This is a genomic window from Pseudomaricurvus alkylphenolicus, assembly GCF_011683955.1.
GTDB lineage: Bacteria > Pseudomonadota > Gammaproteobacteria > Pseudomonadales > Cellvibrionaceae > Pseudomaricurvus > Pseudomaricurvus alkylphenolicus.
The window spans coordinates 384,097-398,805 of sequence record NZ_JAAQPI010000004.1; the positions used below are offsets into that span (position 1 = coordinate 384,097).

At 55.2% G+C, this 14,709-nt stretch carries 13 protein-coding genes; 2 read left to right on the plus strand and 11 right to left on the minus strand.

What is annotated here, in order from left to right; translation table 11 throughout:
• Window positions 1-51: 51 nt before the first annotated feature.
• The 11 genes from HBA55_RS13390 to HBA55_RS13440 all read right to left on the minus strand — a co-directional run bounded on the left by HBA55_RS13390 (window position 52) and on the right by HBA55_RS13440 (window position 11,671).
• Window positions 52-1,050, minus strand: a complete 999-nt coding sequence (locus tag HBA55_RS13390; RefSeq protein WP_166991880.1) for a 4Fe-4S dicluster domain-containing protein — start codon at window positions 1,048-1,050, stop codon at window positions 52-54.
• A complete protein-coding gene (locus HBA55_RS13395; protein WP_166991883.1) occupies window positions 1,043-1,465 on the minus strand; it encodes an acyl-CoA thioesterase in 423 nt (140 codons plus the stop codon). The genes HBA55_RS13390 and HBA55_RS13395 overlap by 8 nt, the downstream gene beginning before the upstream one ends.
• Before the next feature lie 3 nt (window positions 1,466-1,468).
• Window positions 1,469-2,383 (minus strand): 3-hydroxyacyl-CoA dehydrogenase NAD-binding domain-containing protein, encoded by a 915-nt coding sequence (locus tag HBA55_RS13400; RefSeq protein ID WP_166991886.1) that lies wholly within the window; start codon window positions 2,381-2,383, stop codon window positions 1,469-1,471.
• Window positions 2,384-2,463: 80 nt separating this feature from the next.
• Window positions 2,464-4,707, minus strand: a complete 2,244-nt coding sequence (locus HBA55_RS13405) for a TonB-dependent receptor (RefSeq protein ID WP_166991889.1) — start codon at window positions 4,705-4,707, stop codon at window positions 2,464-2,466.
• Window positions 4,708-4,745: 38 nt separating this feature from the next.
• Entirely contained in the window at window positions 4,746-6,707 is a 1,962-nt protein-coding gene (locus tag HBA55_RS13410) for a GH39 family glycosyl hydrolase (protein ID WP_166991892.1), read from the minus strand.
• Window positions 6,704-7,231: a gluconokinase gene (locus tag HBA55_RS13415; RefSeq protein WP_166991895.1), complete on the minus strand. Its 528-nt coding sequence runs from the start codon at window positions 7,229-7,231 to the stop codon at window positions 6,704-6,706. The genes HBA55_RS13410 and HBA55_RS13415 overlap by 4 nt, the downstream gene beginning before the upstream one ends.
• Window positions 7,228-8,520: a TRAP transporter large permease subunit gene (locus HBA55_RS13420; RefSeq protein WP_166991899.1), complete on the minus strand. Its 1,293-nt coding sequence runs from the start codon at window positions 8,518-8,520 to the stop codon at window positions 7,228-7,230. Before HBA55_RS13420 ends, HBA55_RS13415 begins: the two co-directional genes overlap by 4 nt.
• Window positions 8,517-8,987: a TRAP transporter small permease gene (locus tag HBA55_RS13425; protein ID WP_166991902.1), complete on the minus strand. Its 471-nt coding sequence runs from the start codon at window positions 8,985-8,987 to the stop codon at window positions 8,517-8,519. The genes HBA55_RS13420 and HBA55_RS13425 overlap by 4 nt, the downstream gene beginning before the upstream one ends.
• 15 nt (window positions 8,988-9,002) lie before the next feature.
• Window positions 9,003-9,794, minus strand: coding sequence for an SDR family oxidoreductase (locus HBA55_RS13430; RefSeq protein WP_166991905.1), 792 nt, complete (start codon window positions 9,792-9,794; stop codon window positions 9,003-9,005).
• 18 nt (window positions 9,795-9,812) lie between these two features.
• Window positions 9,813-10,655, minus strand: a complete 843-nt coding sequence (locus tag HBA55_RS13435) for a 5-deoxy-glucuronate isomerase (RefSeq protein WP_166991908.1) — start codon at window positions 10,653-10,655, stop codon at window positions 9,813-9,815.
• Window positions 10,652-11,671: a TRAP transporter substrate-binding protein gene (locus tag HBA55_RS13440; RefSeq protein ID WP_166991911.1), complete on the minus strand. Its 1,020-nt coding sequence runs from the start codon at window positions 11,669-11,671 to the stop codon at window positions 10,652-10,654. The genes HBA55_RS13435 and HBA55_RS13440 overlap by 4 nt, the downstream gene beginning before the upstream one ends.
• Before the next feature lie 137 nt (window positions 11,672-11,808).
• On the opposite strand from HBA55_RS13440, the gene HBA55_RS13445 reads away from it, so the two are divergent.
• Both HBA55_RS13445 and HBA55_RS13450 read left to right on the plus strand, forming a co-directional pair.
• Window positions 11,809-13,401, plus strand: coding sequence for a CehA/McbA family metallohydrolase (locus tag HBA55_RS13445; RefSeq protein ID WP_166991914.1), 1,593 nt, complete (start codon window positions 11,809-11,811; stop codon window positions 13,399-13,401).
• 21 nt (window positions 13,402-13,422) lie between these two features.
• The gene (locus HBA55_RS13450; protein ID WP_166991917.1) at window positions 13,423-14,709 is read left to right on the plus strand and encodes an alanine racemase; all 1,287 of its coding nucleotides are present in this window, start codon (window positions 13,423-13,425) and stop codon (window positions 14,707-14,709) included.

Genomic DNA, 14,709 nt, shown 5'->3' on the forward strand with positions numbered 1-14,709 from the left:
AGATGTGTCTTGTTTGCTACCTACGTAGAGAAGAATGAACGTTATCGAAAGTCAACCCTGGCTCTCTGATTGTCGTTTTTTCTCTCTGCGTTTGGTGAATTTGTCCGCGAGCTTTGGTGCCCTGCCCGGTGTCGACCAGGGACACACGCCCAGGCATATTCCACATCCGTAGGTCTCGGCAAAGTAGGAAAAACACTTGTCGAAGTCCACATACCACTTTTCAACGCCGCGAACGGTCTGCTTCTTGTCTGAAATGGCGTCCACGGGACACGCTTTGGTACAAACCTGACAGGCAGAACAAAAGTCGTCGGCTGCAAATTCGTCCAAAGCGTCTTCGACCAATGGCATATCGGTAAAGACGGCCGACAAGCGGAACGACGAACCGTGCTCCCGGTTGATGATCGAACCGTGCTTGCCCAGTTCTCCAAAGCCACACTCAATCGCCGCCGGCGTCAGGGTAATTGGGCCAGCAGAGGGTCCCCCCGACGCTTCTGCCCGCCACCCCTGGGAGAGAATCCAGTCTTCCACCGGCCTGGCCACCTTCCAGCCCTTGGTATACTTATCGACAACTTCTATCGCCGAGGTCACTTCGGGCGCTGTCAGCAGTTTGTCGTGCTCCATGACCACACCCAGGACAATTATCCAGGGATAATCGAAGTCGTAACCCTCAAACACCCAGTCAGGATTCGCCCTGGCAATACCCACCAACTCGGCACCGGCTTTTCGAGCCAGCTCCTTCACCTTGTTGGACGCGTCCGTTGCCTGCATTTGATTTTGATCACTGGCGATCAATCGCGGTTGCAGGCCAATCACCTTTTCCCGATCAGCACGCATAGCTGCCAGCTTCGGCTCCTTGACACCCTGAGCCCAGAACCACTTCTGAACATCCCCATGAGCGATTTTTTCCGGCTCGTGCCACATAACCGGTGTCGGCCGACGCACCTCGGTTTCGCCCAGGCCGTTGATGGTGTTTCCTGAAACATCGGGCCATAACGCGCTTTGTTCCCCACTGGGCACAAACTCTTCAACAACAGGTTTTCTATTAGACATCAGACTGACTCTCAATATATTCCAGACACTTGCTGCGAATGGCTGCAGGCACTTCGATGGCCTTGCGTTGTTCGAGATCGAAAGAGAGAACAACTCCGTCCAACGTCGCCACCTTTTCTCCGGTGGCAACATTGCTCATAACATGGCGATAGCGCAACGATTTGCGACCCACTTCCAGCGGCTGGCTTTCAATTTTCAGCAACGCGCCGTTGGATACTTCTTGCAGGTAACGGATGGTGTGTTCCACGTCCGCCCAACCCTGGCGGGTTTCCTTGCCGGCCTCCAGCGAGTAACCCAAGTGGTGCATCATATGGGCGCCGGCGTCGTCGAACATCGCCAGATAGTGCCGCGTATTCATATGGTGATATTGATCGCAGTGCCAGGGGAACACCACTGCCCGGTTGGTTTCAAACATGGTTTATCCGATCCTGTGCTGTTGTTTCAGGTTCAAGAGCTGCGTCACCAAGGTGTCGCGGCGCTGTCGTTTGGTTTCGAAATCTTCATCGCGTTCTGCCAGATAATTGGCAATCTCCTGCAATGCCTTGGGTTGCCACGGGTTTGCCACCAGCAGTTTTTTGCCCAACTCCACGTAAGAGTCACCAAACTTTTGAGCGTATTCCTCAAATCCATTGGGCGCATTCAGATCCATAGTTTCAAAGGGGCCAAAAAAGGCCCAGCGTAGGCCGAGGCAATCCTTGAGACATTTGTCTACATCAGCCGGGCTGGCAACGCCCTCGGCGACCAGATTCACGGCTTCGTTAACAACCGCAGCTTGCAATCGGTTGGCAACAAATCCTTCGATTTCCCGACGCAGCTTGACCACCTGTTGGCCTATGGATTCCAGCAGTGCTGCGGCTGTGTCGAGTGCATACTCGGATGTTTTTTCACCGGGCACCAGTTCCACCAACGGCAGGAGGTAGCTGGGATTAAACGGGTGTGCCACCAGAAAGCGAGAAGGGTTGGTCATTGCACTGGCCAAATGCGTGGCTGGAATTGCCGATGTGGAGCTGAGAACCAACCCCTGCGGATCAAACACTTGCTCAATGTCGTTGAGTACCGACTGTTTTAGCGATAACTGTTCGGGTACCGCCTCAATCACCAGTCGAGCACCACTGACGGCTTTATCGATAGGCTGACTGCCCTCGGCCGCTCCACGTTCACGTGCGGAAACCCTGAGCGAGTCGCAAATGGCAAGGCAGGTTTGCGCCGCCGTTTGCGCACGCTCCACATCAATATCAAACAGTCGCACATCCCAACCCGCGCGACAGAACGACACCGCCCAACCGAGCCCCATGGTGCCAGTGCCAACAATACAAACCGTTGGATTCGTCAAAATACTCTCTCTTGAATTAACCGTTAGACAAAAAACAGACAAGGGCTCTATGTCATAGAGCCCTTGTCTGGATGGAAAGCTCAGAACGTCTTGCGTATGCTCATACCCAGAGTACGAGGGCGCCCCACCGCAATCAGGTTCAGCGAGTCGGACAACTCTGCCGGATCAGCGAGGTTGGCCCGCTCGTCGGTCAGGTTTTCCACAAAGGCCGACAGATCCCAGCTGCCCCACTGGATGCCAGCACGCAGGTTGATCAACTCGTAGCGGTCACGGTCATTGCCCTGGGCACTGACACTGGAGCCGACATAGCGATAATCGAAGCGGGAATAGCCGTCCATCTCCTCGCTGATGGAGAAGTCGTAGTCCAAAGCCAGTGCACCGTTCCAGCGGGGTACATTGGCCAATGCCTGGCCCTCCTCAACACCCAGGGCACCGCCGGTATCGGTAATACGCGAGTCGGTGTAACCCACCCCGGCACTGAGACTGAATCCTTCCGTTACCTGTAGCATCAATTCCAGTTCCGCACCCTTGGATTCCACTTCACCGACGTTGTCGCGGGCTGAAAAGCCCAGGCCGCAATTAATGGTCTGTGCCCGGCGCTCATCCCAGGAAATAAAGTAAGTGGCCATATTCAAAGTGGCGCGGCCGCCCCACAGACGGGTTTTGGCACCTAGCTCGTAGTTCCAGAGGGAATCGGAGTCGGTAAATTCCGGAATATCCGTCAAGCCCACGGCTTCACAGGCGGCCTTGGCATCGTTGACGTCTCCAGGGCGGTAACCTTTGGCCACGTTGCTGTAGAGGGTGACTTCGTCGTTGATGTCCCAGCTGAGTGCAACACGGGGATTAAATCCGTCCTCATCCACCCCGCCTTTAAAGGGCTCGGGAATGGGAAAACCAAAGGCGACACCCAGCTTGGTAAACAGTGTGCCGCCGTCAATGCGTTCGTCTTCCGTCGATACGTCAAACCAGCGACCGCCAACGGTCATCGTCAGTGTGTCCGTCAGGCTGTACTCAAATTCACCAAACAGCCCCAACTCTTCCTGTTCAAAATGACTTTGCAGCGAGAAGAATGAATCACCGGCTTCGAAACCCGCAAAACCAATAAAGGGCGCTCCGCCGGGAACAATGGAGGCAGGCGGGAATCCGCCCTCTCGGTCGATCTTCTGATAAAAGACACCAGCCACCATATTCAGTTTACCCTCAAAGTTGGACACAAATCGCAACTCCTGGGTAATACGCTCTTCATCAGAGGTCTCAAATGTAATAGCAGGTGCGTCGACGGAAGCAACGGCCGGACCGCCCAGGAAGCTCGACATAAAGATAGTGCCGTCTTCAATATCCAGGGTTTCCCGCTCAAAGTAAGAGGTACTGGAGACGATTTCACCGTACCCCAGATCATAGTTAATCGTGAGCGCGGCCAGGCTCCACTCGTCCTCGCCCTCTTCGGTCACATCAAACTGGCGGATCTTGGTAAAGTTGTCGATATCTTCATCCACAAAGGCCGGGCCGTCTGACTCGGTTTTCTGGTACATCAGCTGCGGCTGCAGCATCAGTTCCTCGCTCACCTGCCAGAACAGGGACGCCTGAAATCCCTGGGTACTGTCTTCGTTGATGTCCTCATTGCGATACTCATCGCCGTTCAGCGCATCTTCGCCACCCACAACGGCCGAGCCGTCGGGGTCGACGATTCGATCAATAAAACCGGCATCCCTCAGGTAATAACCCGTCAGACGCAGTGCCACATTCTCTGCCAGCGGCAAATTTACCGAACCGTCCACGCGATAATCGAGACCGCCCCCTTCCATGCTGCCCACGGCCGCGTGCAGCTTGCCCTCAACCTCATCGGTGGAGGGCTTTTTGGTCACCATGCGCACCAGACCGCCCATGGAGCGGGCGCCAAACAGGGTGCCCTGCGGACCCCGCAGAACTTCCACCCGTTCAACGTCGATAACCCGAGGGTCCATGGTCGTGGGGACGGCAGTTTCGTCAATATAGAGGGCCGAGGTGTCATCACCGGTAATACCCCTCAGTTGAAACTTCCTCGACGTCTGACGCCCCTCGCCACTGTAACCAAAACTCAGATTGGGGACGGAGGTGGCGTAGTCCGCAAATTCTGCGGCGCCCGATCGTTCCAGCTCCACCTCGCCGATAGCCGTCACCGACAGGGAAATATCCTGCAGCGACTGCTCCCGCTTGGTGGCGGTAACCACTACCTCTTCCAGCTCCAGAGCCGTGTCGGCCAAGCCGTACTGCGGTGCCAGTGATATGCCCAGCGCCAGTAAACCGGCGCCCGACAGGCGATGTATTTTGAATTTATCGTTCATCTCTTTACCCTCTATGACTCAATTATAGTTGCCTGGCCCTATAGCGTGACCACTGAAGAAAACTCACCCTTGTTGCCCCAAAAGTCCACGGCCCGCACCTTGTATTGACCGCCGCGTTTGGCATTGGCGTGCACCCAGCTTCGGTCCAGCAAGGTGGCTCGGCTGAGTTGTTTAAACTCACTGGAACCCGGCCTGGCGTAATGCACTTCATAGTGGATCAGTCCGGATTCGTTGGTGGACTTCCAGTCCAGCACCGCGGTGCTTTCACCGTGAATGCCAAGATGAACGGTTCTCGATAAAGCGGTTATGTCTCCAGGACCTGTCTTCGGCGCGGAACTCAAGACAATCAGACTCACCGACGCTGATGGCAGATCAACATCCAGTTGCAACGCGCCATTGTCGATCGCCACTTTGCGGTCCGTCCTGAAAGAAGGCTCCTGCGCTTCCACCAGCTTTTGCAACTGTTTCGCGGAGGGGTCCTCGGGCGAACCCATTTTCTTCCAGAGTTCGTAGGCGTTGCCGTCTTTGTTGTCGAGACGCAACTCGGCCAGGATCGGATTTTCCAGGTTCAGGCCGGCCAGATTCAGTCTTACCTTGCCGCTTTGACGCTTCCAGACATTACGCTGCTTTTTGCTGGGTTCCATCTGTTCCTGCAAGCCATTATTGAGGGACATTTCCGGCTTGTTATAGCAGAGCAATGCCACCGCCTGATCCAGGCGCCTGGTGGCCATACAACCGATATTGGGGTTGTCGGAGACATAGCGATCGACCAGCTGGCGATACTCGGGAAAACCCTCCACCGGATAACGCTGTGGCCCCAGAAAATCCAGCAGCGACATCACTGATTGAACCGGTTTTTTGATCAAAAAGAACTGCTGGGTCTCCGGGCGGGTATCGGTTTTATCGCTTTGCCCAAACGGCTTCCAGCCGCCCTCGTCGCCACTGCCTTTTTGCGGTGTGCTATTGTCGCCTCTCAGAAACCGGGCGTATTGGGTACGCTGCCCCCAGGTACCGGAAAAGCCGTGATCGTTGCTCAGCAGTTTGTAATCCACACCCAACTTGTCGATCATGACTTGATTGTGGGCATCAATGGATTGCGCAAAAAAGGCCGCGTGCCAGGCACCGGCGCGCCACCAGTAAGGTACGCCCCAACCACCGATGGGATCGGCCTCATCGTTGACAAACGGAATGGTTTTTAAATTCGGGTGATGCTTGCGAATGTAGTCGACCTTCCACTCTTCCAGGCGCACCATGGACCAGGGCGTGGCCTTGTAATGGGACGAGAGAAACTCCGGCGCGGTTTTGCCCGGCTGGTCCACATGCTCAAGGGTCATCTTCAGCAGCGGTGACATAAACCGGCCATTGGCCGGGCCACCGAGATTGAGGCTGGCGTCCACCTTGCGCATGCCACGGTTGGTCGCATCAAAGTAACGCAGATAGTCGGCGGCGCCGTGCTCCCAGAACGGATGAATATCGGCTTCGTTGGTGGTTTCGAACATCCACTGGCGAATTTCTTCGGAGCCGTAGCGATCCACCAGATGCCGTGTCACGTCCTCTACAAAAGTCTCCCAGAGAGCGACCTGCTGCTCCGTTTTGTAGCCCTGAAAGTACGCCGATGGATTACCCATCCATTCGAACACCAAGTGAATGCCATTATGGACAATATTGTCCAGTGCCTTGTCAAAGCGAGCCCAGTCGTAGCGGATTTGCGTTCCTTCGCCACCGGTAATTTCGATCAGGTCGAGAATATAGTGCGGCCGGAAAAACTCGGTGCCACCACGGGTTGCCCCCATGTGCTTGAGGGAAATTTCCATGTCTTTGGTCAACAGCAAATCCGAGGGAGACAAGCCGCTGGATTTCCAGTAGGGCTCGAAGGGCACAGACGGTGCAGAAAAGTCCACCGACACTTTATAGTGGTTGTCGGCCAATGAAGCAGCAGCTCCCATCATCAGCAGCGCCATCAGGCTGCGTTTCAGAGCTTTTGGAAACAGTTTATTCATGAACGTTCTTTCTCCTCAACCAAATTCAGTTTGTACTCGCAAAAAGCTATCTGATCTTCCAATGCCCACTCCGCGTCAATCCTGATGACGTCAGCCTCACCGACGGGGCATTCCAGCGTCTCAAACTGTGAGCGGATCAGTGACTTGGGCATAAAGTGATCCTGTCGGTTCTGGCATCGCTGGTGCGCACGAGTTTCGATAATGTCCAAATAAAGAAATTGCGGCGGTGCTATCAAACGCCGCCGAAATTGATCCCGATAGCGCTTCTTCAATGCGGAGCACGACAGCACCACTGACTCCTTTGCATTCAGGAAACGATTACACTGCAAGCACAACGCCTGCAGCCACTCCTTTCTGTCTTCATCATCAAGGGCGATGCCCCGCTGCATTTTGTTCACGTTGGCGGGCGGATGAAATTCGTCGCCCTCAACAAAGGGCAGCTCAAACCTCGACGAAAACGCCCGCGCCAGTGTTGACTTGCCACAGGAGGAAACCCCCATCACAATAAGCGGCCTGTTGATCATCCGGCCACCATCCTCGACGGCAACCAGGTCACCAGCTCCGGCACAAACATCAGCAGTATCAACACAGCCATCAACGTCAACACAAAAGGAATACTGTATAAAATGGTTTCACTGGAAGAAGCCTCCGCGATGCTGCCGGTAATAAACATCAATACCGCTACGGGTGGCGTGATGGCGCCGATTTGCGTCGCGATCACCACCAGCACGCCAAGATGCAAGGGGTCAAACCCATAGGCCTGCCCCAAATGTGCGAGAACCGGCACAAACAGAATCAATACCGCCAGCGATTCAAGAAACATGGTCATCAGCAACATGCCTCCGACCAGTACCATCAATACGGTTTGCGGATGCTGGGAAAGCAACTGGATTTTCTCCAACGCCAGCAGGTGAAATTCCATAAACGACAGCAGCCAGCCGATGGAACCGGCCATGGCAATAATGCCCACCACAGTTGCAGTGGTGAGTCCGGCATCCACCACGATTCTCGGCAAGTCGCTCGAAGTGATGGAGCGGTAATAGTAACGAGACGTCAAGTAGGCATAGAGACAGGTCACCACGCCTGCTTCCGTAGCGGTAAACAGCCCGGAGAAAATGCCACCAATAATCAGGACCGGCGCCAGCAGGGCCACCCAGGAGCGTCGCACATGCTGCAGCAGGGCGCGAAACCCTTGCCAGGGTTCGCGATGCGCCAGTGCCGGGAAGGCCGGCAGGTAGGACATTAAAAAGATCAGAGCGATCAACGCCGTCGCCATGATCAGCCCTGGCACCACACCGGCCAAAAACAGACCACCAATTGAAACCCCCGTCATCGATCCGTAGATGATCATAGTCATGCTGGGGGGAATTACCGGACCAATGGTGGCTGCCGCCGCAACGATAGACGCGGCCAATCCCGGCTGATAATTTTCGGCTTTCATGGCGGGGATGGTGACGGAACCAATGGCGGCAGCTTCTGCGGCAGAGGAGCCGGAAACATTGGCCATGGAAACGCAGGAGACAACCGACGCATTACCGAGGCCACCACGCCAGTGGCCAAACAACCCTTTGCCCATGGCCACCAGCGCCTCACTCAAACCGCCTTTGGACATGAGTGAACCCGCCAGAATAAAGTACGGCAACGCCAACAGACTGAACGAATCCAATGACGAAAACGAGCGCTGGGCAAAAAACGCGGGAGTGACATCCTGTGTGGAGAACATGCCCACCAATCCCACCAGGGCCAGCGCCAAAATCACCGGAATACGTAATAACACCAGCGCGATCAGCAGTACAAACAGCAAGGCAATCACGATTCGCCACCCTCAGGGTCAATCAGATTTTGCAGCGCAAACAACATCAGGACCATACCTCCGCTGATCTGGCAGAGATAAATCCAGGCCATTTTCACACCCAGGCCGGCGCTGTATTGATGCTGTCCGACAGCCACTAATTTGCCGCCCAGAACAACCAGGGCCAAAGCCAACACCAGCCACAGCGCATGAGTGCAGGTTTCCAGCCCCGCCCCCAAACGCCCCTGCTCCAAGCGGCTGAATAATTTCACGCAGATATGACGGCGATGACGATAGGCGAGTGGAATGGCCAGGAACACCAGCCAAATGTGCAGGTAACGCTGCAACTCTTCTGTCCAGCTCATAGAAGGAACCGGCAGATACCGATTGACTATCTGCAACAACCCAACCAACACCATGACCAGAAATAACGTGGTCACCACATGCTGGACCCAATGGGCCGTTGTACTTGCCAGTTTGCCGAACATCACGCTCACCTTCGCCTAGACCACGGCGGTCATGCCACCATCCACATACATAACTTGACCGGTAATAAAACTGGAAGCCTCTGAAGCCAGCATCACCGCCATGCCCTGTAATTCTTCCACTCGCCCCCAGCGATTGGCGGGCGTGCGCTGGCAGAGCCACCGACTGAACTCCTCGTCGTCCACCAGTGCACGAGTAAGCTCCGTATTGAAGTACCCGGGGGCGATGGCGTTGACCTGGATATTGTCGGCTGACCACTCCGCGCACATCGAACGCGTGAGCATGACCATCGCCCCCTTGGACGAGGCATAGGGAGCAATCGACGGTCTTGCCAGCGAAGACTGAACGGAACCGATATTGATAATCTTGCCCCGCTGGCGAGAAATCATGCCGCGAGCCACGGTTCTGCCCACCAGAAACGCCGAGGTCAGGTTGGTGTTCAGTACTTCTTGCCAGGTCGACAGCTCGACATCGGTCAATGGCACGCGACGTTGCATACCGGCGTTGTTAATCAGTATATCTATCGGACCCAGGCTGCTTTCAATGCGCTGGATGGATTCTTCCACCGCCACTTCATCAGTCACATCGAAACACTCAGTCTCCATCGATAGGCCCAGATCATGCAGCTGCCGCCGTGCCACACCCAATTGCTCCTCGTTGCGCCCGTTTAGCACAACCAGAGCACCTGCCTCCGCCAATGCCCGGGCGAGACTCAATCCAATACCGCGGGACGAACCGGTCACCAGCGCAATTTTTCCGTCGAGACTAAAGCGCTGCAGAATATTGCCCTTTGTCGAAACCTCACTCATGACAAAACCCCTCGCCGCTTACTTAAATTTATCGCGCATGGCACCGAGGCCCGGAATGGAGTCCATCAGGTAGTCGTTGCGCTCGTGAAAATGCTGCAACAGAGAACGCTGTTGCCGTCCCACCAGAATGGTAAAGATATACTCTTTGTGTCCGGGGGAGGTGACGGTGGGATGGTATCCGCCTTCTATCAATACCGTGTCGCCGTCGCCGGTTTTGTACACCGTGCCCTTGCTGTCGTCGTCATAAACAAACTGGCCGCCAAATCCGGTGTTGGGTTCAAAACGGTAGTGATACACCTCCTCGTGGTGACTCTCACCCTCGCGGTCTTCGTCGTGTTTGTGGGGTGGATACCCGGACCAGCAACCTTCGTCTGCATAAAGCTCACTGACCAGCAGGTTGCCGGCGCGACCAGCCGCGTTCTGGCCCAGAATATGAAAGATGCAGCGGCGGGAGTGGGTACCTTGAGAGCCCACGTCGACCATGTCCACTTCGCTTGGTGTGATTCGAAAAGGTTGATATACCTCCGTGCACAAACCACCGGCCACGGCCACTTCACAACTTTCACTGACGCATCTCAGACTGACGCTTGCCCCCACCGGGGCGTAAACCGAATCCGCCGTGCCGGACCAAACGTCCTCCCGGCCACCGACAGCGACAAAGGTCTCGTCATTGATCACAATATCCACCTTGCCGGACATCAGAACGTAAACGGTTTCATAGTCCTGCAGACAGGCACGATACTGTTGTCCTTGTGTTAACCGGACTCGATTAAAGTAGGTCCGCTTCAGACAGGAATCATCCCGCGCCGCATCAACGACAGGTTCGTTGTGATTATCGGCGTTGTAAATAATCTCACTCATATTTCGACTTCACTGGTAGGAGTAACTGCACCGATGGCCTCGATGAGGTCACTGGCGTGGTATTTTTCTGCAAACAACTTGTGGACTCCGACTGCGGTGCCCACAAATTCACGGGTATCCAGTTCCCGCACCGTCATGCCTTGGCGTTGCAGCGCTGCGATTGCCTGCTGTTCCTTAATGGGTGCCTGCTGCCGCACAAAGGTGGCGGCATCCTTTGCAGCGGCAAGCAGCAATTGTCTCTGTGGCTCGCTCAGCTGCTGCCACTTGTCCCGGGAGCAAACCATCACAATGGGACCAAACAGATGATTGGTGCGGATCAGATAGTCCGTCACTTCGTAGAATCGGTTTGAGAGCACGGTTGAGGGTGTGTGCTCAAAACCGTCGATCACACCATTTTCCAGTGAGGTATAGATTTCACCGAAGGCCATGGGCGTCGGGTTTACACCCATGGTTTGCATCGCCAGAATGTAACTGGGCGCAGGGATGGTTCTCAGCTTCAACCCCTTTAACTCCTCCGGCTCGCGCACATCTTTGGAGGTGGTGACCACGTTGCGTCGGCCCCAGCTGTCCATCCATGCCAGCACTTCGAAGCCCGCCTTTCGCAGCTCCTCGCGCAGCTGGTCACCGACCGCGCCGTCCAGTGCCCGGTGAATGTGATCGTAGTCGCGCCACAAAAACGGCAGATCCAGCGCTCCCAGCCGAGGATTGAAGTTCGCCAGAATCGCAGTGCCGGAGATCGAACAGGCGGCCCCCGCTCCCAACTGCATCCCCTCGTAGACCTCGCGCTCCTGTCCGAGGCTGTTATTGGCGTAGACCCGCACCTTGATATCGTCGGAACGGCTTTCGACATACTCGGCAACCCGGCTGGCGGCAACGTGAATCTCGGAATCGTCACGGGCCTGGTGGCTGTGAGAAATACGAATAACCGTTTGTTGTGTGTTGCCCTGGAGCCCGCCGATCACCCCATCACAACCCAACAACGCCAGACACATAAACACGCAGTACAAACATTTCATGCTGTTGACTTTATGTGATCACAAATCTAAAGTCAAATATCTAAAATCAATAGACTGGCATTCTCCATCTATATTTGAACGACGGTATATATAGAAGGCTGTATATAACCGTCCGCTACAAACCCAGGAAGATTTCTATGTTATCTGCGCCCTTGATAAACCCCCTGCCACTCGCCAAAACCATGGCAGCAGCTTTGATCCTGTTTGGTGCCTCTGTCACCGAGGCACACCAGAGCAGCCTGCACCGGTCTATGGTCAAGCTAAGCGCCGATGAGTCCTCCACTCCCCGCAGTGCGCCTGCCAAGCAAACCAGATCACTCAGTCTCGACTTCATAGACGCCGAGACCGGCCAGCCGATGGCGGCTACGGTCAGAATTACTGACCTGGTTTCCGGTAAAAAGTGGTGGCCCAAAGACTGGACCCGATCTCACGCCATGCGCCGCATGCAAGACTGGTGGAGCCTGGCCAGCGGCACGGCGCTGGAGTTGCCCAATGGCGAAGTTGAAATTGAGGCCATTGGCGGCCTGACCATAAAACTGAATCACTTTTACCGGCCCCAACAACAACACTGGTGGGGTGGCAATACTCACCTGCATATGTTCTCGGTATCGCGGGGCTATGCGGACCGCTATCTGCAGGTTGTGCCAAGGGCCGATGGTCTGGATACGGTTTACGTCTCTCACCTGGAACGGGTGAAGGTGGATGAAACCTATGTGTCCAACCAATACTCTGCCACCGATATGCAGGAGCTGAGCAACAGTGTCATCAGTTATGGCTACGGGCAGGAGACCCGACACAACTTCGGCGAGTACGGCCAGGGATATGGGCATGCCCTGTTGCTGGATATTCCCAAGTTGATTCAACCGGTCAGCATCGGCCAGTCACTGACGGCAAAGGGCGCTGACTACCCGCCGCTGGCACCGAGCTTGCGCGCTGCCGACAAAGCCGGTGGCACCGTGGTGTGGGCGCACAATGATTTTGGCATGGAGGATATTCCCAACTGGCTTAATGGACGTATTCACGCGCTTAACTCCTTTGACGGCGGTGATCGCACCCACTACGAGCAGAGCTTTTATCGCTACCTCGACGTCGGTCTGAGGGTGCCTTTTTCGTCCGGTACTGACTGGTTTATGTTGGACTTTGCACGCGCTTACGTTTATGGCAGACACAAACCCGACGCCGAAGGCTGGTTAAAGGCCCTGCGCCAGGGACGCTCTTATATCACCAATGGTCCGTTGCTGGAATTCAGCGCCAACGAAAAAATGATTGGCGACACCCTCAACATCGACAGTGAAACGTCCAAGGTCAGCATCTCAGCAAAAGCCTTGGGACGAACTGACTTTAAAAAGCTCGAATTGATTTTTAACGGCGACGTGGTGTATTCGGTTGCTTCAGAAGCCCTGAACGGCCACTTTCAAGCAACAATGAATTATGACTTTGTCGCCGACAGCTCCGGATGGCTGGCGGTAAGGATTCCCTGGCACAACAACAAAAACGAAATGGGTGAAGTCCTTCGCGCCCATACCAGCCCCATTTATCTGCAAGTGGATGGCAAAGCACATTTCAAGCCGTGGGTTGCGCGAGGCTTGGTCGCCGAAATGCGCGACAGCATTGACCGCATTACACACGAGGGCGAGTTCGAGTCCCCCACACAGCGAGCCAGCGTAATCAAAGTTTATCAGCGAGCGATTCAGCAGTTGGACGAAAAAATTTCAGCATTGCATGACTGACAACACCCTATGGAGATTGATGTGAAGACTTTTCCCAGTTTGATTACCCGCCGCCAGCTGATAAAGGCAGCGACAGTCGCTACCGCCGCCGATGCAGCCGGTTCGGTTCTGACGTCGACGGCGGGCGTTGCGCGCTCCGCCCACTCGCCCTATTTCAAGTCGCTGCAGGGGGCATTGGACCGTGCCGGCCTGCACCGCCCGACGCTGGTCATCGACAAGGACCGGTTCGTCGAGAATATCCGCACATTGCGCACTCACTGGTCCAACGATATTCACTATCGAGCAGTCACCAAGTCGCTGCCCGCCTATGGATTGATCGAAACCATTCTGGAGCAGACACAGAGCCAACGATTGATGGTGTTTCACCAGCCATTTTTAAACTCGGTAGCGAAACGCTGGCCAGAGGTTAACTGCCTGCTGGGCAAACCGATGCCGGTGGGTGCCGTAGATCAGTTTTACCGATCTCATCAACCCTCCGCTTTTGACCCTGCCCGGCAGGTGCAATGGCTGGTGGACTCGATGCCAAGACTGATCCAGTATCGCGATTTTGCCGAAAGTCGCAAGCTCAACCTGAGCATCAATCTGGAAATCGACGTGGGTTTTCATCGCGGTGGCTTTTCCAGTCCCGCGGAGATGCGCCAGGCCCTGCTGCTCATTCAAAAAAGCCCTGGTCTGAACTTCAGTGGTTTTATGGGTTACGACGGCCACATCTCCATCTTCCCCCAGTTTGTTGGGCAACCGGAAAAAAGTCTGCCGGAAACAGATCGGCGCTACCGGGCGTTTGTCGAAGCAGCCAGGAAATCACTGGATAGTCAATGGGATGAGCAGGCCATGACACTGAATACCGGTGGCAGCACCACCTATCAACTTTATCGTCGTGGTCGGGAAGTGACCGTGGCCAATGATATTGCCGTGGGTTCCGGGCTGATCAAACCTCGCTTTTGTGACGCCACCCTGGGCGATCACCAGGAGGCAGTATTTATAGCCACTCCGGTGCTGAAAACCTCGCCAAGTGTCGACATACCAGGGCACGCCCCTGAAACCGGAAAACGTATGACCCTGTTTACCTATGGTGGCAAGTGGATGGCTGAGGTGGCCTCGCCCCAGGGACTGGAAAACCACCCTGTTTACGGCCGCTCCAGCAACCAGGATATGTTTACGGCGCCGCTGGGCACGCCCATTTTTATGGATGACCGGGTGTTCCTGCGCCCCAGCCAGACAGAAGGTGTACTGCTACAGTTTGGCGATATCGCGGTTTACCAACAGGGAGAGATTCGGGAGTTCTGGCCCACGTTGCAAACGTCCTGA

Excerpts from the sequence above, each read along its gene's own strand:
- HBA55_RS13390 (WP_166991880.1), bottom strand. The coding sequence starts at position 1,050 with ATGTCTAATAGAAAACCTGTTGTTGAAGAGTTTGTGCCCAGTGGGGAA.
- HBA55_RS13395 (WP_166991883.1), bottom strand. The coding sequence starts at position 1,465 with ATGTTTGAAACCAACCGGGCAGTGGTGTTCCCCTGGCACTGCGATCAA.
- HBA55_RS13405 (WP_166991889.1), bottom strand. The coding sequence starts at position 4,707 with ATGAACGATAAATTCAAAATACATCGCCTGTCGGGCGCCGGTTTACTG.
- HBA55_RS13410 (WP_166991892.1), bottom strand. The coding sequence starts at position 6,707 with ATGAATAAACTGTTTCCAAAAGCTCTGAAACGCAGCCTGATGGCGCTG.
- HBA55_RS13415 (WP_166991895.1), bottom strand. The coding sequence starts at position 7,231 with ATGATCAACAGGCCGCTTATTGTGATGGGGGTTTCCTCCTGTGGCAAG.
- HBA55_RS13425 (WP_166991902.1), bottom strand. The coding sequence starts at position 8,987 with ATGTTCGGCAAACTGGCAAGTACAACGGCCCATTGGGTCCAGCATGTG.
- HBA55_RS13430 (WP_166991905.1), bottom strand. The coding sequence starts at position 9,794 with ATGAGTGAGGTTTCGACAAAGGGCAATATTCTGCAGCGCTTTAGTCTC.
- HBA55_RS13435 (WP_166991908.1), bottom strand. The coding sequence starts at position 10,655 with ATGAGTGAGATTATTTACAACGCCGATAATCACAACGAACCTGTCGTT.
- HBA55_RS13440 (WP_166991911.1), bottom strand. The coding sequence starts at position 11,671 with ATGAAATGTTTGTACTGCGTGTTTATGTGTCTGGCGTTGTTGGGTTGT.
- HBA55_RS13445 (WP_166991914.1), top strand. The coding sequence starts at position 11,809 with ATGTTATCTGCGCCCTTGATAAACCCCCTGCCACTCGCCAAAACCATG.